15 protein-coding genes and 1 riboswitch are annotated in these 21,820 nt (G+C 64.3%); of the genes, 7 read left to right on the top strand and 8 right to left on the bottom strand.

The features are described 5' to 3' along the window. Positions 1 to 86 precede the first annotated feature (86 nt). Complete coding sequence (locus GJ654_RS16310) at positions 87 to 983, top strand: hypothetical protein (RefSeq protein WP_155447242.1); 897 nt, start codon at positions 87 to 89, stop codon at positions 981 to 983. On the opposite strand, the gene yidD is transcribed toward GJ654_RS16310, so the two are convergent. Continuing rightward, positions 974 to 1,300 (bottom strand): membrane protein insertion efficiency factor YidD, encoded by a 327-nt coding sequence (gene yidD, locus GJ654_RS16315; protein WP_155447243.1) that lies wholly within the window; start codon positions 1,298 to 1,300, stop codon positions 974 to 976. The two genes, GJ654_RS16310 and yidD, sit on opposite strands and share 10 nt — an antisense overlap. A gap of 124 nt (positions 1,301 to 1,424) precedes the next feature. On the opposite strand from yidD, the gene GJ654_RS16320 reads away from it, so the two are divergent. Both GJ654_RS16320 and GJ654_RS16325 read left to right on the top strand, forming a co-directional pair. After that, on the top strand, positions 1,425 to 2,282 hold the full coding sequence (locus tag GJ654_RS16320) for a MipA/OmpV family protein (protein WP_196305594.1): 858 nt from the start codon (positions 1,425 to 1,427) through the stop codon (positions 2,280 to 2,282). Between the two features lie 390 nt (positions 2,283 to 2,672). Beyond that, on the top strand, positions 2,673 to 4,157 hold the full coding sequence (locus GJ654_RS16325) for a methyl-accepting chemotaxis protein (RefSeq protein ID WP_155447245.1): 1,485 nt from the start codon (positions 2,673 to 2,675) through the stop codon (positions 4,155 to 4,157). 28 nt (positions 4,158 to 4,185) lie between these two features. Here the strand turns inward: GJ654_RS16325 and GJ654_RS16330 are convergent, their stop codons facing one another. From GJ654_RS16330 to GJ654_RS16340, 3 genes are all read right to left on the bottom strand, one after another. Next, positions 4,186 to 5,034, bottom strand: a complete 849-nt coding sequence (locus GJ654_RS16330) for a tetratricopeptide repeat protein (RefSeq protein WP_155447246.1) — start codon at positions 5,032 to 5,034, stop codon at positions 4,186 to 4,188. 114 nt (positions 5,035 to 5,148) lie between these two features. Continuing rightward, positions 5,149 to 5,709, bottom strand: a complete 561-nt coding sequence (locus tag GJ654_RS16335; RefSeq protein ID WP_281406415.1) for an EAL domain-containing protein — start codon at positions 5,707 to 5,709, stop codon at positions 5,149 to 5,151. Further along, positions 5,706 to 7,607 (bottom strand): sensor histidine kinase, encoded by a 1,902-nt coding sequence (locus GJ654_RS16340; protein ID WP_155447248.1) that lies wholly within the window; start codon positions 7,605 to 7,607, stop codon positions 5,706 to 5,708. The genes GJ654_RS16335 and GJ654_RS16340 overlap by 4 nt, the downstream gene beginning before the upstream one ends. A 159-nt stretch (positions 7,608 to 7,766) precedes the next feature. Between GJ654_RS16340 and GJ654_RS16345 the strand changes: the two genes are divergently transcribed. Continuing rightward, positions 7,767 to 8,246: a response regulator gene (locus GJ654_RS16345; protein WP_155447249.1), complete on the top strand. Its 480-nt coding sequence runs from the start codon at positions 7,767 to 7,769 to the stop codon at positions 8,244 to 8,246. A 7-nt stretch (positions 8,247 to 8,253) separates the two neighbouring features. On the opposite strand, the gene GJ654_RS16350 is transcribed toward GJ654_RS16345, so the two are convergent. Then, positions 8,254 to 11,028 carry a valine--tRNA ligase gene (locus tag GJ654_RS16350; protein ID WP_155447250.1) on the bottom strand — a complete coding sequence of 925 codons (2,775 nt, stop codon included), beginning with the start codon at positions 11,026 to 11,028 and terminating at the stop codon, positions 8,254 to 8,256. A 177-nt stretch (positions 11,029 to 11,205) separates the two neighbouring features. Between GJ654_RS16350 and GJ654_RS16355 the strand changes: the two genes are divergently transcribed. The 3 genes from GJ654_RS16355 (at position 11,206) to metH (ending at position 16,909) form a co-directional block, all read left to right on the top strand. Further along, a complete protein-coding gene (locus tag GJ654_RS16355) occupies positions 11,206 to 12,165 on the top strand; it encodes an ArsR/SmtB family transcription factor (protein WP_155447251.1) in 960 nt (319 codons plus the stop codon). Positions 12,166 to 12,174: 9 nt separating this feature from the next. After that, on the top strand, positions 12,175 to 13,056 hold the full coding sequence (gene metF / locus GJ654_RS16360; protein ID WP_155447252.1) for a methylenetetrahydrofolate reductase [NAD(P)H]: 882 nt from the start codon (positions 12,175 to 12,177) through the stop codon (positions 13,054 to 13,056). Positions 13,057 to 13,195: 139 nt separating this feature from the next. Further along, the gene (metH, locus tag GJ654_RS16365; protein WP_155447253.1) at positions 13,196 to 16,909 is read left to right on the top strand and encodes a methionine synthase; all 3,714 of its coding nucleotides are present in this window, start codon (positions 13,196 to 13,198) and stop codon (positions 16,907 to 16,909) included. 284 nt (positions 16,910 to 17,193) lie between these two features. Here the strand turns inward: metH and bluB are convergent, their stop codons facing one another. The 3 genes from bluB to GJ654_RS21610 all read right to left on the bottom strand — a co-directional run bounded on the left by bluB (position 17,194) and on the right by GJ654_RS21610 (position 21,797). After that, a complete protein-coding gene (gene bluB, locus GJ654_RS16370; RefSeq protein WP_155447254.1) occupies positions 17,194 to 17,934 on the bottom strand; it encodes a 5,6-dimethylbenzimidazole synthase in 741 nt (246 codons plus the stop codon). Between the two features lie 41 nt (positions 17,935 to 17,975). Beyond that, positions 17,976 to 18,162, bottom strand: a riboswitch (cobalamin riboswitch). Between the two features lie 84 nt (positions 18,163 to 18,246). Next, positions 18,247 to 20,835, bottom strand: coding sequence for a bifunctional aconitate hydratase 2/2-methylisocitrate dehydratase (gene acnB, locus GJ654_RS16375; RefSeq protein ID WP_155447255.1), 2,589 nt, complete (start codon positions 20,833 to 20,835; stop codon positions 18,247 to 18,249). Between the two features lie 209 nt (positions 20,836 to 21,044). Further along, a complete protein-coding gene (locus tag GJ654_RS21610; protein ID WP_155447256.1) occupies positions 21,045 to 21,797 on the bottom strand; it encodes a DUF1289 domain-containing protein in 753 nt (250 codons plus the stop codon). Positions 21,798 to 21,820 lie beyond the last annotated feature (23 nt).

A 21,820-nucleotide genomic window follows, 5' to 3' on the forward strand; every position in this document is an offset into this window, starting at 1 on the left:
AGGCGCGCAACGCTCGCAGGTGAACGCGCCGGATTGACGCGCCGGCATGCGACGGGCGACAATCGGCGTGGTCAGGAAGGTGTTGCGTGCGGCGTTACCTCAAACAGTTACAGCTTGGTTTGTTTGCTCTGGCGGCTCTGCTGGCGGGCGTGTTGGGCGTGGTGGTGCTGTCGCCGAAGCCGTCCTCGCCGCCCGTCGAACCCGCGCCGAGCCAGCCGGCGCCCGAGCCCGTGTCGCCGCCGCTTGCGGTCAAGCCGGTGACGACGCAGGCGGTCAAGCCTGAGCCCCTGCCGGCCAGCCCCCCCTTCGTGCCGCCCGATCCCGAGCTTGAATCCGCCTGGGCGGACAAGTTGCGCGAGGCGCCAGACTACAAGCCGTTCTTCGACGCGATGCGCGCGGGATTCCCCGCCGAATGGACGCAAGCCCTGCGCGACGCCGCCGCCCAGGGGGGCTTGCAAAAGCCGGAAGGGGCGGACCTGCTGATGAGCCTCGCCGTGCAGGAAGCGCGGCGCAAGAGCGGGCTGTTGGCGGCGCGGGCCGACAACGGGACGCTGAACGCCCTGTTCGCCCGGCAATTGATCGTGGCGCGCCAGCTCGCGGCGACCGATTCCGCCCTGTGCATCGACTTCCTCAATGGCGCGGCGGCGCAGCGCTTCACCCAGTTCGCCGCCACCCACAGGGCGATCATGGCGGCCCAGGCGCTGGCCGGACTGGAGGCGATCGAGAGCGGCGCCAAGGCCAGGATTCAGCGGGACCCGCCAAGCCAGACCGATTTCGACCTCCTGGAAAAGGCGTTGAGTTCGAAAGGCCTGTCAGCGGAGGCGATCGCGCTGCTCCTGGACGGGAAGCAGCCGCCGGCCCCGATTCCCGACGACCAGGCGTGCAAAAACGGCGTCGCCTATCTCGAGACCCTGGCCCAGCTCGATGAGCCCGGGCGGATGCGGCTCTACGCGCTGGCTGTGCAGCTCATGGCTCACGACTGATCTGGCGCGACCGCCTCGCACACCGGTTTCTTGCGCCAATGCCCATAGCGCCATGGATGCAGCGCGTCCGCGCCTTCGGTCCGTTTCCTGGGGACGGGATCGAAGCCGGAATCGCCCCAGGGATGGCAGCGGCATAGCCGTGACACGCCCATCCAGCCGCCGGCCCAGAGACCGTGGCGGTCCAGCGCCTCGTCCATATAGGCCGAGCAGGTCGGCAGATAGCGGCACTGCCGCCCCATCAGGCCCGACAAGGTGAGCTGGTAGACGCGGACCAGGCCGCGAGCCGCCAGGCGGGGCCAGTTTTCGGGCTTGATCATGCAAGGCTCTCCCTGGACTGTTGCAAGAAAACGACGCCGGTCACAATCCCTGTCCGGCGCGGGCGGTTGAGCTGTTCACCTTTTAGGTCTGCTGTTACACTGCACTCAATCTGGAGCAACGGTATTGAAATTTCCTCTTCGCACACTGCTCGCCGCCCTCGCGGTGGGAACCGGCGCCGCGCAGGCGGCTGACCTTTCCTCTGTCAAGGCGGAGCCCGCGCCCGCAAGTGACGACTGGTACGTCACCGTTTCCGGCACGGTCAACGCCGGCCCGTCCTATCCGGGCTCGAAGGGCTACAGCATCTTCGGATATCCCAGCATCCGCCTGCGCCGGGTGGGCGAGCGGGAGATATTCAGCGCGCCCGACGACGGCTTCAATTTCGCCTTCTACAACGACGGCCTGTTCCGCGCCGGCGTGGTCGGCCGTCTGGTCGGCGACCGCTCCGTCAGCGACAATGCGGCGCTGCGCGGCCTCGCCTATGTGCCCTACAGCTTCGAAATCGGCGGCTTCGCGGAAGTCTCTCCGGTCAGCTGGGGCCGTCTGCGCGCCGAAGTGCGCCAGGCTGTGACCGGACATTCCGGCCTTGCCGCCACGATCGGCGGCGACGTGTGGCAGAGCTGGAATCGATTCACGCTGTCGGTCGGGCCGCGCGCCTACTTCGGCAACGACCAATACGCCAAGACCTATTTCAGCGTGACGCCGACCCAGGCCGCCGTCAACAACTTCCTCGGCGGCAATCTCACCCCCTATGCCGCGGCGGGCGGGTTGACGGGCGCCGGCGGCACGGTGGCCTTGCGTTACCAAATCGACGACAATTGGCGCGCCACGGGCTACGGCAATTACCAGCGCCTGAGCAACAGCGTCGGCGCCAGCCCGATCGCCAACAGCGCGGGCGACGGCAGTCGCAACCAGTGGGCCTATGGCCTGGAACTCTCTTATAGGTTCCGGACCACCAGTCCGATCATTCCCGGCCTGTTCTGAAGCGCCGAGCCCCACCAAGAAAAAAACCCGCCGGAGACGGCGGGTTTTTTCATGTGATACGGTTTCCGCAAGATCGCTTCGCGATCCGCGAAAACGAAATCGCGCGGAAATCCTTCAGGCGAAGGGCGGATTTCCGCGCGAGCGGAATACGATTTCCGAACTGATCCTTCGGAAATCGTATGAGGACGCGAACCGGCATCCACTTCGCTTGAAAGCGCTCTAGATTACGTGCGTCATGTGATCATCGTGAGTCCTGAAAACAAAAGTAAGCATATCAATTTTCGTTCATTTTTCGTTCCCGTTGGCTTTATATTCGGTAAAACGACTTGGCAACAATTGATGTTTAATCCTTCTCCAGAAACGATTTTCTTGAATATGCATGGAGGCGATATGAAGTTATTCCGAAATGGTCGGCGCGCCGCCGAGACGCTCGAGGCTTTCGACAAGTCCCAGGCCATGATCGAGTTTACGCCGGATGGCCAGGTGACGGCGGTCAACGACAATTTCCTCAAGGCGCTCGGCTATGTGCGCTCCGAAGTTTTGGGACAGCATCATTCGCTGTTCATCGAGGCGGCGTCCCGGGAGGGCGCCGAATATCGCGATTTCTGGCCGTCGTTGGCGCGCGGCGAGTTCAAGGCGGGAGAATTCAAGCGCATCGGCAAGGACGGCCGGGAGGTCTGGATTCAGGCCTCCTACAATCCCGTGTTTTCCGGCCGCAAGGTGGTCAAGGTCGTGAAAATTGCGTCCGACATCACCCGGGAGAAGCTGCGCGCGGCCGACGCCGAGGGGCAAATCAAGGCCATCAACCGCGTCCAGGCGATCATCCACTTCAAGCTCGACGGAACCATCCTCGACGCCAACGACAATTTTCTCGAAGCGCTGGGCTACCGGCGCGACGAAATCATCGGCAAGCATCACTCCATGTTCGTGGAAGGCGCCTTCGCCGCCAGCGACGCCTATCGGCGGTTCTGGGCCGATCTGGCGTGCGGCGAGTTCAAGGCGGACGAATTCAAGCGCATCGGAAAGGGAGGCAGGGAAGTCTGGATTCAAGCCTCCTACAATCCGATCTTCGATGCGGGCGGGCAGCCGTTCAAGGTGGTGAAATTCGCCACCGACGTCACCGGCGCCGTCATCCGCCGACAGCGGGGCGCAACGACCGCGCAGGAAATCGACGTGGAGCTGGGGGAGGTCTCCAGGGCGATCCAGGAAACCGACGAGCGCGCCGCGAGCGCCGCCGCCGCCGCCACGCAGACAAGCACGACGGTGCATGCTGTCGCCGCCGGCGCCGAGCAGCTGGCGGGCTCGGTTCAGGAGATCAGCCGGCAGGTCATGACCGCGATGAACATTTCGACCGACGCGGTCACCCAGGCCGGCGAAGCCGACCGCATCGTCAACGGCCTCGCGGAGGCGGCGCAGAAGATCGGCGAGATCACCGCCCTGATTTCTGGAATCGCCACCCAGACCAATCTTCTGGCGCTCAACGCCACCATCGAGGCGGCGCGCGCGGGCGACGCCGGCCGAGGCTTCGCCGTGGTGGCGAACGAGGTCAAGGCGCTCGCGGACCAGACGGGACGCGCCACCGGCGAAATCGCGAATCAGATTCAGAGCGTGCAGACGTCCACGCGCGGCGCCGTGTCGGCGATCGGCTCGATCACGGAAACCATACAGCGGCTGAACGAAATTTCATCGGGCATAGCGGCGGCGGTTGAGGAGCAGACCGCGGTCACGCGCGAAATCGCCGAGAACATGCAGGTCGCCTCGACAGGCGTCGAGCAGATCAGCCAGAACATCACGTCGATTTCCGTGGCGACCAACCAGGTGGCTTCTTCGGCGAAGACTGTCCGCGAAATGTCGCGCGCTTCTGCGGCGGCCTGAAGAAAAGCGGCTGAGCGGCCTCGGCCTCTCAGTACCGGCGCTTGACGTGGTCTTCCAGATAGACCAGCGCCGCCTGGCGATCGTTGTCGTTTGCGGCGCCGATCGCCTTTTCGTATTGCGTCTGGATCCAGTCCTGCGTCTTGCCGGCGGCCCCTTCGCGGGCCAGCGCCATCCACATCAGGCCGCGCGCGCGTTGCGCCGGCACGCCGTCGCCGGTGAACAGCATCTGGCCGAGCAGGGCCTGGGATTCCACATGGTTCTTCTCCGCCGCGAGGTTGAGCCAGCGCGCGGCCTGCATGCGGCTCTTTGGCACGCCCGGCGCCCCGTCGTGATAGAGGCGGGCGAGCTGGTATTGCGCGTTGGAGTCGGAGAAGCGGGTGGCGGCGTAGAGGAACAGGCGCAGCGCTTCTTCCGGGTCGGCCTGAAGCTTGTCGCCGGGGATTCCCTTCAGGTTGAACAGGCCGACGGCGACGAAGGCGCTGGCGACGACGGATTTCTCGCGCCAGTTCGCGGTGTCCTCGTCGTAGGTGTCAACGATTTCGAGGAAGTACCGATAGGCTTTGTAATCGTCCCGCGGCACGCCGTCGCCGTCCGCATACATGCGGCCGAGTTTCCACCGCGCCAGCGACTCGCCGCCGGCCGCGGCGTATTTCAGGGCGTCGACGGAGGCGGGATTGCCGGCGTTATAGCTTTCCAGCGCGGATTGCAGGGCCTGGCGGGGGTTCTTGAAGATTTCGAGCGGCTTCACCGCGACCGTGGAGGCCGTGGCCTTGTCGGCGCCGTCGAAGGCGCGCGCGACTCCGCCAAGGCCAAGCGCGGAAACGAGCGTCGCGCTCGCTATGCAAGCAGCCAGGAAAACACGCGCATACGCGGCCATTCGCCCATTCCTCTGAGGATCGCTCGATCCATCCGGGCGCCAAGCCCGTCACGTTTAAATCTCGCGCCAACAAGCGTCGAGTTTATGGCCGAATCGCGGCGAAGGCGGCGCAATTCAGGGGGCGGAAAATGAATGCCCAGGCCATGTGGCGCCGCAGACACATTCGCCGCCGCGGCCAGGGTTTGAGGCGACGTTCGCCCGGAAATTCCGGGCTTTCCTTCCGTGCATCCAACGCGTGCGCATCGCCGCCGCGCCGCGATTCGGAAACCGACGCTCCCGCCCCAAAGGCGCCGGCCGCACGAAAATGTGATGCGCTGTCGCGGGGCTCACTCCGCCGCGACCGACAAGGTTGGTTTCGCGTCCAGTCGGGCTGAACAGGCCCCCCTGCGCTTCGCGGCAGCCCTCACGCTGGAGCGCCGCGAACGGGCCCTCGGTTTGCACCCCTTCCGCGACCACCGCATGTCCAGCCCGCCGCACAGGTTGGCTACGGCTTTCATGATGGCGTTGCTCTTGCCGGAGCGGTCGAGGTCGCAGGTCAAACTGCGGTCGGATCGTCACCTTGTCGAACGGGAAGGTCTGCAGATAGCTCAGCGCGGAGGAGCCGGCGCCGAAATCGTCCACGGCGATGCCCACGCCCAGGTCCTTGAGCGAGAGCAGCCTTCCCGGCCAATTCAAGCCGCTTGCCGCGCTTCGGCAGGGAGCGCGACGGAAAACGTCGTTCCCGCTCCGACCTCGCTGCGAAGCGAGATGTCCCAGCCGTGCCGGTCGCAGATGGTCCGGCAGATCGCCAGGCCGATGCCCGCGCCCTTGACCCTCTCGGCTTCGCGCAGGCGGACGAAGGGCTCGAACACCCGCGCCTGTTCGCCGTCCGCGATGCCGACGCCATTGTCGGAGAAACGATAGACGGGGCGCCCCTCATCCTGCGTCGCGGTCATGACGATTTCCGGCGCGACCCTGGGCCGGCGGTATTTTAGCGCGTTGGTGAGCAGGTTCAGGAACAATTGCTCCACGAGCGTTTCGTCCCCGCACAGCGGGGGCAGGGGAGCGATCCGCACCTGCGCGCCCGCCTCGGCAACGGCGATGGCGCAGGTCTGGAGGACGCGCGCCATCAGCGCGTCCATGTCGATAGAGGCTGTCTTCAGGGCGCGGTTGGCGGCGCGGGAGAAGTCGAGGAGGGTGTTGATCAGCACCCGCGAGCGCTCGGCGGATTCGCTGAGCACCTTGAGGTGATAGGCGGCCTCGACGCTGATCTCGTCCCCGCAATCCAGCGAGAGCAGTTCGGAAAACTGCTGGATCTTGCGCAAGGGCTCCTGAAGGTCATGCGCGGCGATATAGGAAAATTTCTTGAGGCTGTCGTTGGCGCGCTGGAGATCGCGGTTCGACGCCTCGACGGCCTCCCAGGCGGCGTGGCGCTGGCTGACGTCGAGGGAAATGCCGGACACCCGCAGCGGCGCGCCGCGCTCGTCGCGCTCGACGCGGCCAAACGTCTCCATCCAGCGCACGCCGCCATCGGGGGCGCGCACCCGGTATTCGCTATGGTAATCGGGCGCGCCTGGAGCCAGCGCGGCGCGCACGGCCTGTTCGGCCTGGGCGCGATCCTCCTCCACGACGGCCGCCAGCCAGGTGTCGAAACAGGGCGGGTGGTCCTCGGGATCGAGCCCGTGCAGGGCGAAGAAATGCTGCTCCCAGGTGGACGTCATGGCGCCGCAGTCCCAGTTCCACGCGCCGGCGCGCGCGCCCTCCAGCGCGAAACGCAACCGCTCCTCGCTGGCGCGCAGGGCGTCGCCGCGCTGCTTCTCGGCGGTGATGTCGCGCAGGATTTTCGAGGCGCCGACGAGACGCCCGCTCTCGTCGCGCAGCGGCGAAATGGTGATGGCGACATCGAGCGCCCGACCGTCGCTGGCGACGCGTCGGGTTTTGTAATGCGCGGCGCGCCCGCTGGCGCGCAGATGCGCGATGATGGCGCTTTCCTGCTCGATCTGTTCGGGCGGGAACAGGCGGGTCACCGGCTGTCCCAGCATGTCCTGCGCGTCATAGCCGAAAATGCGCGCGGCGGCGGGATTCCAGCTGGTGATGCGGCCATCGAGCGTCTTGGTGATGATCGCATCGTCGGCGGACTCGACGATCGCCGACTTCAGCTGTTCGAGCGCATGGGCGCGGGCCATGCGCGCAAGACGATCGGACCAGACGCGCACGAGCGCTTCCGCCAGCCCGACGGTTAGCGCGGAGTTCAGCATGAAAAGGGCGAGCGCCGCCATGTCGTCGCCGCCGCGCGCGGGAACGACGAACGCCAGCGCGACCGCGGCGGAGGCCAGCGCGGCGGTTGCGCCCAGCAGCGGGGGGCCGCACAGGGCGGCGAGGCTCACCAGCGGATAGAAGGCGGCGTAGGGACTCTGGGCCGAATCACCGAAAAGGGCGATTCGCGCCGCCCAGGCCAGTCCCGCCAGGGCGAGGCCGGCCAGGATGCAGAGCCACGCGGGGACCGCTGCGCGCCAGCGGATCAGCGCTGGGAGCGCCGGCCCCGGCGGCTTCACTGCAACGGCCTGTTCCATCAAGTGAAAATGCGCGTTCATGCCGTCATCCCATGTCGAATTCACGAAGCGGCTGTTGTGATGCATGACGTTACGTCAGTATACTTGCGTACGGCCTGTACCTAACGTAGTATTCACAATAACATAAATTATTCCGCGATCACTGGAAAACAAAGGCATTCGTCGCGGGGAGGGGCGGGAATGACGTTGATTGAGGTGATTCCGGGCCGTCGACTGCTTGCCGATGAGCCGCCGCCCGTAAAAGTGCTCGTCGTCGATGATGACGAGGAAGATATTTATTTGCTCAAGCGCCTGCTTCGGCGCTCGAAGACGCTGGCTTACGAAGTTGTCGCCTGCCAAAGCCTGGACGAGGGCGCGATGATCGCCGCCGCCGAGACCATCGATGTCCTGCTCGTCGATTTCTTTCTCGGGATTGATCTTTCCATCGACAGCGACCGCCCGAACCATGCCGTGCTGTCGCTGCCGTTCATCCTGCTCTCGGGACTCGACGCTCCCGACCTCGAGGAGGTCGCGCGCGGGGCCGGGGCGGTCGGTTTCCTCTGCAAGGGCGGCCTGACCGTGGAGACGGTGGATGCGCTCACGCTGCAGGTCTTGAACGCGGCCCGCGCCGGTCTGGCGGCGAGGCGCAGTCCGGACGCGCTTTTGACGCTCCCGGACTGAGAAGGGCTCAGCCCAGCAGTTTCAGCGCCGCCTGCATCTTCTCCAGGCGCGCCACGGCTTCGGCGCGGCGCTCGTTGTTCTCCTCGACCACCTCTTCCGGCGCGCGGCGCAAAAAGTCGGCGTTGCCGAGCTTGGCGTCGATCTTGCCGATCTCCTTCTGCTCGGCGGCGATGCCCTTTTCCAGACGCGCGCGCTCGGCGGCGAAGTCGATGACCCCTTCCAGCGGCAGGGCCAGCACGGTTCCTCGCGAAACGACCTGAACCGCCTGCGCCGGCGCCGCGGTGGAAAAACTGATTTCGGAAAGCCGGGCAAGCCGTTTCAGCGTTTCCTCCCAACGGCGGGCGTGGGCCTCGTCGGCCTCGGAAGCGGCGACCAGCACCAGGGGAATCTGCGCGCCGGCGGGCACGTTCATTTCCGCACGGACCGAGCGCACCTGCGAGATCAGATCGACCACCCAGCCGACTTCGGCCTCGGCGGGCGCATTCTCCAGCCCCTTGAGGTCGGGCCAGAGCGCCAGCGCCAGCACGCTCTCGCGCGGAGAATGCTCGCCGGCGATCGCCCAAAGCTCTTCGGTGAGGAAGGGCATGAAGGGATGCAGCAATTTCGCCGCCTGATCGAGCACGAAGGCGATGGTTTCACGCGCTTCCTGCTTGGCCGGGCCGTCCTCGCCTTGCAACAAGGGTTTGGCGAGCTCCAGGTGCCAATCGCACAAAATATTCCAGACGAAGCGGTAGGCGGCCTGCGCGGCGTCGTTGAATTTGTAGGCGACCAGCGCCGCCTCGACCTCGGCCACGGCGCGCGCGGTCTCGCCGAGAATCCAAGCGTTGAGCGTCTCCTTCACCCGGGTCGGATCGTAGCCCGCGCGCGCAAAACACTGGTTCATCTCGGCGAAGCGCGCGGCGTTCCAAAGTTTTGTTGCGAAATTGCGATAGCCCTCGACCCGCGTGGGCGCGAGCTTGATGTCGCGCCCCTGCGCCGCCATGGCCGCCAGCGTAAAGCGCAGGGCGTCGGCGCCGTATTTGTCGATAAGTTGCAAGGGATCGATGACGTTCCCCTTGGACTTCGACATTTTGGCGCCCTTCTCGTCGCGCACCAGCGCGTGGAGATAGACGGTCCGGAACGGCACATGCTTTGTAAAATGCAGGCCGAACATCATCATCCGGGCCACCCAGAAGAAGATGATGTCGAAACCGGTGACCAGCACGTCGGTCGGATAGCGCGCGGAGAGGTCGTTGGGTTCGTCGGGCCAGCCGAGCGTCGACATCGGCCACAGGCCAGATGAGAACCAGGTGTCGAGCACGTCGCCGTCGCGGGTGAGCAGGTCGGCGGTGGCGTCGGGATCGTTGGCGAGAGCGTCGGCCTGCGCGTCGGTATAGACCCCGCGCTTCACCGCATCGGCGAGCGCGTCGGCCAGCGCCTCCTCCTCGGTTTCGGCGACATAGACCGCGCCCCAAGGCGCGTACCAGGCGGGAATCTGGTGGCCCCACCACAGCTGGCGCGAGATGCACCAGGGCTGGATGTTTTCGAGCCAGTCGAAATAGGTCTTTTCCCAGTTCTTCGGCACGAAAACCGTGTCGCCTTTTCGAACTGCGGCGAGCGCGTCCACGGCCAGCGCCTTGGCGTCAACATACCACTGGTCGGTGAGCCAGGGCTCGATCACCACGCCGGAACGGTCGCCGTGTGGCACCTGATGCTCATGCGCCTCTATGGTGGCGACGAGGCCACGCGCCTCCATGGCGGCCAGCACGGTTTTGCGCGCTTCCTCGCGCGTCAGGCCGTGCAGGCTTTCAAGCGTCTCGGTGAGATCGTCGTTCTCGATCACGCCCTGCAAAAAGGCTTCGTTCTCGCGCACCAGAATGCGCGCTTCCGCATCCAGAATGTTGATCAGCGGCAGTTCGTGGCGGGCGCCGACCTCGAAATCGTTGAAATCGTGTGCCGGCGTGATTTTCACCGCGCCCGAGCCTTTTTCCGGGTCGGAATATTCGTCGGCGACGATGGGGATGAGGCGCCCGACCAGCGGGAGCACCACTTTTCGTCCGTGCAGATGCGCGTAGCGCTCATCCTCGGGATGCACGGCTACGGCCGTGTCGCCCAACAGCGTTTCGGGACGGGTGGTCGCGACCACGACATAATCGTCGGTGGGACGGCCCTGCTCGTCGGCGAGCGGATATTTGAAATGGTAGAGCTGGCCCTTCACCGTCTGCGCGACAACCTCGATGTCGGAGACGGCGGTCAAGAGCTTGGGGTCCCAGTTCACAAGGCGCTTGTCCTTGTAAATCAACCCGGCGCGGTAAAGCTCGACAAAGGCTTTCAAAACCGCCTTCGACGATCCCGGGTCCATGGTGAACCGCTCGCGCGACCAGTCGCAGGACGCGCCGAGACGCTTCAACTGGTTGACAATGGCGCCGCCCGATTCCGCCTTCCACTCCCAAACTTTTTCCAGAAATTTCTCGCGGCCCAGCGTGCGGCGGTCGGGCTCCTTGGCGGCGGCGAGGCGACGCTCCACCACCATTTGCGTGGCGATGCCGGCGTGATCCGTGCCCGGCTGCCACAGCACGTCGCGGCCGCGCATGCGCTCGAAGCGGCACAAAATGTCCTGCAAGGTGTTGTTGAGCGCATGGCCCATGTGCAGGGAGCCGGTGACGTTCGGCGGCGGAATGACAATGGTGTAGGGCTTGGCGCCGGCGCGCTCACGGCGTCCGGCGCGAAAAGCGCCGACGCGCTCCCATTCCGCCGCGATGCGGGTTTCGACTGCGGCGGGATTGAACGTCTTTTCCATCATCTTGGCGAACCGGTCTCTATTTCAGGCGTGTCGCGCACAAAAACCGAGCGGGCAGGCTAAGTCAACGGACTCGTCGGCGCAGGGGCGGACTTGTCGCCGCGTGGCGGCGCGATATTCATGATGGACATCGCTCTCCACCACGTATAAGGATATCTTTATATCTTTCATGCGAGTCCGATGATCCAGTCCAGAGCCTCCTTGAGCGCGACGCTCGCCACACTCGACGCCATCGGCGAAGAGACGCGGCTGCGCCTGTGCGCGCTGCTGGGAGAAGCGGAGCTCGCCGTTTCCGAACTGGTGCAGATTCTCGGCCAGTCGCAGCCGCGCGTGTCGCGCCATTTGAAGCTGCTGCTGGAGGCCGGGCTGGTCGAGCGCCATCGCGAAGGCGCCTGGGCCTTTTTTCATCTCGCGGCGAAGGGCCCGGCCGCGCTGGCGCGCACCGTGTTGGCCGGCGTCGATCGCAACGATCCCCGCCTGATCGCGGACCGCGCCCGTCTCGACGAGGTGCGCGCCGTCAGGGCGGCGCGCGCGCAAGACTATTTTGCGACGCAGGCGCCGGTCTGGAAGGAAACCCGCCGCCTGCATGCGCCGGAAGCCGAAGTGGAGGCGGCGATTATTGACGCCGCCGGAACCGGTTTTGCGCGCCTGCTCGACATTGGTTGCGGCGCCGGCCGAATACTTGAACTCCTCGCCCCTCGCGCCGAAACGGCGGTGGGGGTTGACCTGTCGCCGGCCATGCTTGGCGTGGCCCGCGCGCAGATCGAACAGGCGGGCCTGAGAAACGTCCAATTGCGCCAGGGCGATATTTACGCGCTGCCGGTCGAGGGCGGCGGCTTCGATCTCGCCGTGGTTCATCAGGTGCTGCACTATCTCGACACGCCGGCGCGCGCCCTACGCGAGGCGGCCCGCGCCCTGGCGCCGGGCGGCCGGCTGATCGTGGTGGATTTCGCCCCCCACCAATGCGAACTGCTGCGCGAACGCCACGAGCACCGCCGCCTCGGCTTTTCCCGCCGCGAGGTCGAGGATTATCTCGTCGGCGCGGGCCTTACCCCGCTCGCGCATCGCGATCTCGCCCCCGCCGGCGCGGCGGGTGAGGAAAAACTCACCGTTTCCCTTTGGCTGGCCAAGAAGAATTAAGGATCGCCCATGGATGCCAACAGACCCAGCCGCAAGCGGCACAAGCCTTGCCAAGTTTCGTTCGAGTTCTTTCCGCCGAAGACCGACGACATGGAGGCCAACCTTTGGGAGGCCATCGGCCGCCTCGCGCCCCTAAAACCCAAATTCGTGTCGGTGACCTATGGCGCCGGCGGCTCCACCCGCGAGCGCACGCACGCGACGGTCGCCCGCATTGTGCGCGAGACCAATATCGCGCCGGCCGCCCATCTCACCTGCGTCGGCGCCACGCGCGAAGAAGTGGATGAGGTTGCGCGCGCCTATTGGGAGGCGGGTGTCCGCCACATCGTCGCTCTTCGCGGCGATCCGCAGGGCGGGCTCGGCGGCGAATACACGCCGACGCCTGGAGGCTACGCCCATTCCACCGATCTGGTCGCCGGGCTGAAGCGCCTGCACGATTTCGAGATCACGGTGTCCGCCTATTGCGAAAAACATCCGGAGAGCGCCAGCTACGACCAGGATCTGGATGTGCTCAAGCGCAAGATCGACGCCGGGGCGACGCGTGCGATCACGCAATTCTTCTTCGACAACGACATCTACTTCCGCTTTCTGGAAAAGGCGCGCAAGGCGGGCATCGACATTCCCATCGTGCCCGGGGTGACGGCGGTTCAGAATTTCAAGCAGACCGCCAATTTCGCCAAAAAGGCCGGTGCGAGCGTGCCCGACTGGCTGGCGGAGCGTTTCGAAGGTCTCGACGACGATCCGGCGACGCGCCGGCTGATCGCGGCGGCGGTGGCGGCGGAACAGGTTTTTGACTTGCTCGACCGGGGCGTGGAGCAGTTCCATTTTTATACGATGAACCGCGCGGATCTGGTCTTCGCGGTTTGTCACCTGCTGGGCGTGCGCGCCGCTTAATCCAACGCCGTCATTGCGAGGAGCGAAGCGACGAAGCAATCCAGGGCTCTCGAAGTCGCAGGATTTCTGGATTGCTTCGCGTCGCTCGCAATGACGATATCAAGTTCACGGCGTAATGCCGATGGTTCGGGATGATACGATGACAACGCAAAATCGCTTCGGCGGCAAAACGTCCTTCGAGGCCCTCAACGACGCGGCGCGCGAAAGAATCCTCGTGCTCGACGGCGCCATGGGCACGATGATCCAGCGCCACACGTTTACCGAAGAGGATTTTCGTGGGCAGCGGTTCAAGGACTGGCCGAAGGATCTGCGCGGCAACAACGACCTCTTGACCCTCACCCAGCCGGACGCCATCCGCGCCATCCATCTGCAGTATTTTGACGCCGGCGCCGACATTGTCGAGACCAACACCTTTTCCTGCACCACCATCGCCCAGGCCGATTACGGCATGGAGGCGCTGGCGCGCGAACTGAACGTCGAAGGGACGCGCCTCGCCGTGCAGGCGGCCATCGAGGCCGAGAAGAAGGACGGCAGAAAACGCTTTGTCGCCGGCGCGCTCGGGCCGACCAACCGCACCGCCTCGATTTCGCCAGACGTCTCCAATCCCGGCTTTCGCGCTGTCACCTTCGACGACCTGCGCATCGCCTACAAGGAAGCCGCGAGCGGCCTGATCGAGGGCGGCGCCGACATCCTTCTCGTCGAAACCATTTTCGATACGCTGAATGCAAAAGCCGCGCTGTTCGGCATCGACGAGGCGTTTGAGGAATCCGGGGTCGTGCTGCCGGTGATGATCTCCGGCACGATCACCGACTTGTCGGGACGCACGCTGTCGGGCCAGACCACGGGCGCGTTCTGGAACTCGCTGCGCCATTCCAAGCCGTTTTCCATCGGCCTCAATTGCGCGCTCGGCGCGCGCGAAATGCGCGCCCATATCGCGGAGCTGTCGCGCATCGCCGACACGCGCATCTGCGCCTATCCCAACGCCGGCCTGCCCAACGAATTCGGCCTTTACGACGAGAGCCCGGAGGCCATGGCGGACCTCGTCGGCGAGTTCGCCGAAAGCGGTCTGGTGAATGTCGTCGGCGGCTGCTGCGGCACCACGCCCGATCATATCGCCGCGATTGCAAAACGCGTTTCGGGCGTCGCGCCGCGAAACATTCCGCAGATCGCGCCGCAGTTGCGGCTGTCGGGCCTGGAGCCGTTCGCGCTCACGCCCGACATTCGCTTCGTCAATGTCGGCGAGCGCTCCAACGTCACCGGCTCCGCGAAATTCCGCAAACTGATTCAGGCCGGCGACTACGCCGCCGCCCTCGATGTGGCGCGCGATCAGGTCGCCAACGGCGCCCAGATCATCGACGTCAACATGGACGAAGGCCTCCTGGATTCGCAGAAGGTCATGGTGGAATTCCTCAACCTCGTCGCCGCCGAGCCCGACATCGCGCGCGTGCCGGTGATGGTGGATTCGTCCAAATTCGAGGTAATCGAGGCCGGCTTGAAATGCATCCAGGGCAAGCCGGTGGTGAACTCGATCTCGCTGAAGGAAGGCGAGCAAAAGTTCATTGAACAGGCGAAGATCGTCCGCCGCCACGGCGCCGCCGCCGTGGTGATGGCGTTCGACGAGCAGGGCCAGGCCGACACCCAGGCGCGAAAGATCGAAATTTGTTCGCGCGCGTATAAAATCCTCACGGAGAAGGTGGGCTTTCCGGCCGAGGACATCATTTTCGATCCCAACGTTTTCGCGGTGGCGACGGGCATCGAGGAACACGACAATTACGGCGTCGATTTCATCGAGGCCACGCGCGAAATTCGCAAACAGATGCCGCTCGCCCATGTGTCCGGCGGCGTATCCAATCTGTCGTTCTCGTTCCGGGGCAACGAGCCGGTGCGCGAGGCCATGCACAGCGTGTTCCTCTATCACGCGATCCAGGCCGGCATGGACATGGGCATCGTCAACGCGGGACAGCTTGGCGTCTACGAAAAAATCGATCCGGAGTTGCGCGAAGCCTGCGAAGACGTGGTGTTGAATCGTCGGAAGGACTCCACCGAACGCCTGCTGACGCTGGCGGAAAAATATCGTGGCAAGACCACCGAGCGCGCTGAGAAGGACGCGGCCTGGCGCGAGGAGCCGGTCGAGGCCCGTCTTGAATATGCGCTGATCAACGGCATCACCGAATATATCGACGCCGATGTCGAGGAAGCCCGGCAAAAATCTTCGCGCGCGCTCGATGTGATCGAGGGGCCGCTGATGGCCGGCATGAACACGGTCGGCGATCTGTTCGGCGCGGGAAAAATGTTTCTGCCGCAGGTGGTGAAGTCCGCGCGCGTGATGAAGGCGGCGGTGGCCTATCTGCTGCCTTACATCGAATCCGGCAAGGAGGGCGGGCGCCAGAGCGCCGGCAAAATCCTGCTGGCGACGGTCAAGGGCGACGTGCACGACATCGGCAAGAACATCGTTGGCGTGGTGCTGGCCTGCAACAATTACGAGATCATCGACATCGGCGTGATGATTCCGGCCGCGAAGATTCTCGAAGAAGCGAAAAGGCACCATGTCGACGCCATCGGCCTGTCCGGCCTGATCACGCCCTCGCTCGACGAGATGAGTTTTGTGGCTTCCGAAATGCAGCGCGAGGGTTTTGATATCCCGCTGCTGATCGGCGGCGCTACGACCTCACGCGTCCACACCGCTGTCAAGATTGCGCCGAACTATTCCGCGAATGTGGCGGTGCACGTCAATGACGCCAGCCGTGCGGTTGGCGTGGTGCAGGGCCTGCTCGGCTCGGGCGCCGCGGCGCAGGCGGAAAAAATTCGCGTGGAATACGCGCATGTCGCCGAGGTTCACGCCAAGGCCGAAAGCGCCAAGAAGCGCGTCACGCTCGCTCAGGCGCGCGGCAACATCGAGCGCATCGACTGGAGCGCTTACGCGCCGCCGAAGCCGACGTTCATGGGCACACGCGTCCTGTCGCTGATCGACATGAAGGCGCTGCTGCCCTACATCGACTGGACGCCCTTCTTCCATAGCTGGGAGATGAAGGGGCGCTACCCGAAAATCCTCGAAGACGAGAAGCAGGGCGAGGCGGCGCGCGCGCTGTTCGCCGACGCGCAAAAAATGCTGAAGCACATTGTCGACGAGCATTGGTTCACGCCCAAAGCCGTCCTGGGCTTCTGGCCGGCGAACTCGGTTGGAGACGACATCGCGCTTTACACCGGCGAGTCGCGGAGCGAACGCCTCGCAACTTTCTACACTTTGCGCCAGCAACTCGCGCGTCCCGACGGCAAGCCGAACTTCGCCTTGGCCGATTTCGTCGCGCCGGAGGGAAGCAAACCGGACTATGTCGGCGCCTTCGCCGTCACCGCCGGTCCGGAAGAGAAACGCATCGCGGAGAAATTCGCGCAGAAGAACGATGACTACGATTCCATTCTGGTGAAGGCCATCGCCGATCGCGTCGCCGAAGCGGCGGCGGAATATCTCCACGCGCGCGTGCGAAAAGAATTCTGGGGTTACGCGCCCGATGAAAGTGTCAGCCTCGACGATCTCATCCACGATAAATATCAGGGCATCCGCCCGGCGCCGGGCTACCCGGCCCAGCCCGACCATACGGAAAAGCAGACGATTTTTGACCTGCTCGGCGCGACCAAAAACCTTGGGGTGACGCTCACGGAGAATTTTGCGATGACTCCGAGTTCGTCGGTGTGCGGCCTCTATCTGTCGCATCCGCAGGCGCATTATTTCGGCGTCGCCAAGGTCGAGCGCGACCAGGTCGAAGATTATGCGAAGCGCAAAGGCATGAACGTTGCCGATGTGGAGCATTGGCTGGCGCCGGTGCTCAACTACGATCGCGGCGCGAAACAATAACAACAGATGCGGTCGGGAGCCTTCCGACCGCATTCAGTTCGTTCTGATGGCGATGGTTCGAGACGGCCTCTTCGGGGCCTCCTCACCATGAGGGTATTCCCTATTTATTTCATTAGCCCTCATGGTGAGGAGCAGGCGGAGCCTCCGTCTCGAACCACGAGGGCGGTCCACGCGTTTGCAGCCTTAGAGCGTGATGCGTTTCCACGGAAACGCATCACGCTCTAAAGTTCTTGTTTAAGCATGATCTTTTCCGAAAACCGGTTTCCACTTTTCGGGATCATGCTCTAGACGATGTCCCCGCCGCCAGCCGCGCGTCCCTCGACCTCGCGCAGACGCTCCAGCAAATCGGGGTCGGCGTCTTGCCTGCCCCAATGGTCGAAATGGACCAGCTCATTCAGCGGCAGGCGCGGGCGCCAGCCCGCGGCTTCCAGCTCCGGGCGGGGGTGATAAAATTTCACTTTGCCGACGCAGAGATAGGCGACGGGGACAATGCGCTCAGGGATTTCGAGGGCGTGCTGCACCACCTCATTGTCGAAAATGCTCACCCAGCCGACGCCCAGCCCTTCCGCGCGCGCCGCGAGCCAAAGATTTTGGACCGCGCAAACCGAGCTGAACAGGTCCATGGCGGGGATGTGCGTGCGCCCGATCACCACCGGGCCCGCGCGGTCGCGGTCGCAGGTGATGCAAATGTTGATCGGCGCCTCCATGATCCCTTCGAGTTTTAACGACCGATAGGTGTCGCGTTTCTCCTCGGGGAACATCAGGGCGGCCTCGGCATGGGCCTTGAGAAAGGCGTCATGCACCCGCTGTTTGACCGCGCGGTCGCGGATGACGACAAAACTCCAGGGCTGCATGAAGCCGACCGAAGGCGCGTGATGCGCGGCGAGCAGCAGTCGGGCAAGGGTTTCATCGGAAACGGGGTCCGGCAAAAACTCGCCGCGCGTGTCGCGCCGGGTCATGATGGCGCGGTAGACCCCGGCGCGTTCGGCGTCCGGCAGCGGCAGGGCAGGCACTTTTTGATCCATCTATAGTCCCCTTGATGGCGTCTTCCGCGCTGTCCATGCGCGCAAAACCATTCCCGTCGGCCGGTCTTCTGACTTGGGCTCATCCCGACGAAACGCCTTCCCGGCCTGACCAGTGGCATGTGCTTCGTCAGTCCTCTTCACAGCGCTGGGCGCGTCGCGGCCTTTCACCGCGTTCCCGATTCTCCCGCGCCTTTTTCGTGCGCGGACACCGACGGGACGTTTCTCCTATCAAGTTCTCGCGCGCAGGCCAATGATAACAAAAACGCCGCGGATCGAAATCCGCGGCGTCTTCAATCTTCAGCCGAGAAAAGCTCAGGCGTTCGCGTCGGCGCCTTCGACGAATTCGGGAATCCGATCGAAATTCATGTAGCGATAGACCTCGCCTTCCTTGCCCTTGAGGCCGGCGAGCGCGTCCATGTATTCGGCAAAAGTCGGGATTTTGCCGAGCAGCGCGCCAACCGCCGCCAGTTCCGCGGAGGACAGGTAGACACGGGTGTCGAGACCGAGGCGGTTCGGGAAGTTGCGAGTCGAGGTCGACAAAGCCGTCGATCCCTTGCGAATCTGCGCCTGGTTGCCCATGCACAGCGAACAACCCGGCATTTCCATGCGCGCGCCCGATTTCCCAAGCGTGGCGTAATAGCCTTCCTCGGTGAGGATATGCGCGTCCATCTTGGTCGGCGGCGCGATCCACAGGCGGGTGGGAATGTCCGTCTTGCCGGACAAAATTTTGCCGGCGGCGCGGAAATGGCCGATGTTGGTCATGCACGAGCCGATGAAAACCTCATCGATCTTGTCGCCGGCGACCTCGGAAAGCGGCTTGATGTCGTCCGGGTCGTTCGGGCAGGCGAGCAGCGGCTCCTTGATCGCGTTGAGGTCGATCTCGAACACGGCGGCGTATTCGGCGTCGGAATCGGGCTGCAGCAGCGCCGGATTGGCGATCCAGGCCTCCTGCGCGGCGATACGACGCTCCAGCGAGCGCTTGTCCTGATAGCCTTGCGCGATCATCCACTTCATCAGCGTGATGTTCGAGCGGAGATATTCGATGATCGGCTCCTTGTTGAGCCGCACCGTGCAGGCCGCCGCCGAACGCTCGGCGGAAGCATCGGACAGCTCGAACGCCTGCTCCACCTTGAGGTCGGGCAGACCCTCGATTTCGAGAATGCGGCCGTTAAAAACGTTCTTCTTGCCCTTCTTCTCGACCGTGAGCGAACCGTCCTTGATCGCGACATAGGGAATGGCGTTGACGAGATCGCGCAGGGTGATGCCTGGCTGCATCTCGCCCTTGAACCGCACCAGCACGGATTCGGGCATGTCCAGCGGCATGACCCCGGTCGCCGCCGCGAAGGCGACGAGGCCGGAGCCAGCCGGGAACGAAATGCCGATGGGGAAGCGGGTGTGCGAATCGCCGCCGGTTCCGACGGTGTCGGGCAGCAGCAGGCGGTTGAGCCAGGAGTGGATCACGCCGTCGCCGGGACGCAGCGCCACGCCGCCGCGATTGCTGATGAAGGTTGGCAGTTCGCGATGGGTCTGCACGTCCACCAGTTTGGGATAGGCGGCGGTGTGGCAGAACGACTGCATGACCAGATCGGCCGAAAAACCGAGGCAAGCCAAATCCTTGAGCTCGTCGCGGGTCATCGGACCGGTCGTATCCTGCGAGCCCACCGTGGTCATCTTCGGCTCGCAATAGGTCCCGGGGCGAATGCCTTTTCCCTCGGGCAGGCCGCAAGCCCGTCCCACCATCTTTTGCGCGAGCGTAAAACCTTTTCCTGAATCCTTGGGCACGCCCGGCAGGCGGAACAGGGTGGAGGCCGGCAAGCCCAAAGCCTCGCGGGCGCGCGCGGTCAGGCCGCGGCCGATGATCAGCGGAATGCGGCCGCCGGCGCGCACCTCGTCAAAGATCACGTCCGACTTCACCTTGAATTCGGCGATGACAGCGCCGTTTTTCAGCGCCTTGCCGTCATAGGGGCGCAGTTCGATGACATCGCCGGTCTCCATGGCGGAGACGTCGAGTTCGATCGGCAGCGCGCCGGCGTCTTCCATGGTGTTGTAGAAGATCGGCGCGATTTTCGAACCCAGGCAGACGCCGCCGAAACGCTTGTTCGGCACATAGGGGATGTCCGCGCCGGTAAACCACAGCACCGAATTGGTGGCGGATTTGCGCGAGGAGCCGGTGCCGACGACGTCGCCGACATAGGCGACGGGATGACCCCCAGCGATCAGTTTTTCCAACTGCTTGGTCGGGCCGCGCGCGCCGGGCTCATCCGGCTCGATGCCCGCACGCGGGTTCTTCAGCATGGCCAGCGCATGCAGCGGAATGTCGGGGCGGGTGGAGGCGTCGGGGGCGGGCGACAGGTCGTCGGTGTTGGTCTCGCCCGAAACCTTGAACACGGTGAGCGTGAGCAAGGCCGGAACCTCGGGACGGGACGTAAACCATTCGGCCTCGGCCCAGGACTTCAAGACGGCCTTGGCGTTGGCGCAGCCTTTTTCGGCGAGCGCCTGCACATCATGGAAATAGTCGAAAATGAGCAGGGTTTTCTTCAAACCCTCGGCGGCGACAGGGCCGACTTCGGCGTCGGCGAGCAGGTCGATCAGCGGCTTGATATTAAAGCCGCCAAGCATGGTTCCCAAAAGTTTTGTCGCGAGTTCGCGCGAAACCAGCGCATTCTTCTCGTGGACAGTGGCGACGGCATCTAAAAAACCGGCTTTCAGGCGGGCGGCGTCGTCCACGCCGGCGGGCACACGATGGGTCAGCAGTTCGACGAGAAACGCCTCCTCGCCCGCGGGCGGATCGCGCAACAGTGCGATCAGCGCCTCCGTCTGCTTCGCGGACAGCGGCAGCGGCGGGATGCCGAGCGCCGCGCGCTCAGCGACATGGGCGCGGTAGGTTTCAAGAAACGACATGCGGGCTCCCTTATATGCATTTCCAGTGTTGGCGCGGAGACGCGCGGACGATTTCAGTTCAGGATGCGAATACGACCATAAGTCCGTGCTGTCGATTGTCGAAAAGGCGTGCTTCTGCGCCTTCTCTCGCGGTCGCGGTCGGCATGCAAGATTTCCTCCATCTTGTCGTCGTACACGCTCGGGGCCCAAAGATCGACGGCTACGCTCGTCTAACCGCGAGTGAGGACGGCGCAGGCGACATAGGTCGGCGAAATCTCGAGCGTGCCTTCCCCTGAGAAAGGAACACCGCCAAAAACTTCGATCCGGCCTATGCCGGTCAAAACAACGCCATCCGGCGCCGAATTTTTTGACAGTTCCGCAAGGATGGCGCGTCCCTCGCGGCCAGCGAGCGTGTCGAGGCGCGCGATCAAACCGGGATTGGTGGCGCGCACACAATATATGCAACCGGCGTCGCCAAAACCAAGATCATACAGAATTCCAGTGCGGTCCCGTTCCCGAACCGCCTCGACGTCAGGTCCGAGCCGTCTCAGCCCCGAAGGCGCGGTTCCCCGCCGGGGCGTCGCCAGGATGATGGTGTCGTCGCCCTCGCCGGTGGCGAAAGCGCAGGCGGAGCCGTCCAAGGCAAAGGAAAGGGCGCCCCTGGGCGAAACACAGCGAAGGACGCCGCCTTCGACCTGGACCTCGCTCCCCTCGGCCCGGAACTCCAGGCCGCCCGCGCTCCAGACGCCGCCGCGCCGCAACGAGGCGACCACAAACTCCCGCACGTCAGAGGCGCTCCAGTCCTTGCGATATAACTTTATTCCCAGCGCGGCGCGCCGTTGCGGCAATTCCGCCCAGACATGCCGTCGAAAATCCTCGCCGGCATTGCGCCACGCGCCGATTTCCTCGCGCGTGCGCCCGCACCCGCGACAGAAACCGCTCTTGTCGATTTGACAAACGCCTGTGCAGGGACTGGTCAACATCGCGCCTGACAAAGCTTCATGAC

It is taken from the genome of Rhodoblastus acidophilus, assembly GCF_009720655.1.
Lineage (GTDB): Bacteria > Pseudomonadota > Alphaproteobacteria > Rhizobiales > Beijerinckiaceae > Rhodoblastus > Rhodoblastus acidophilus_A.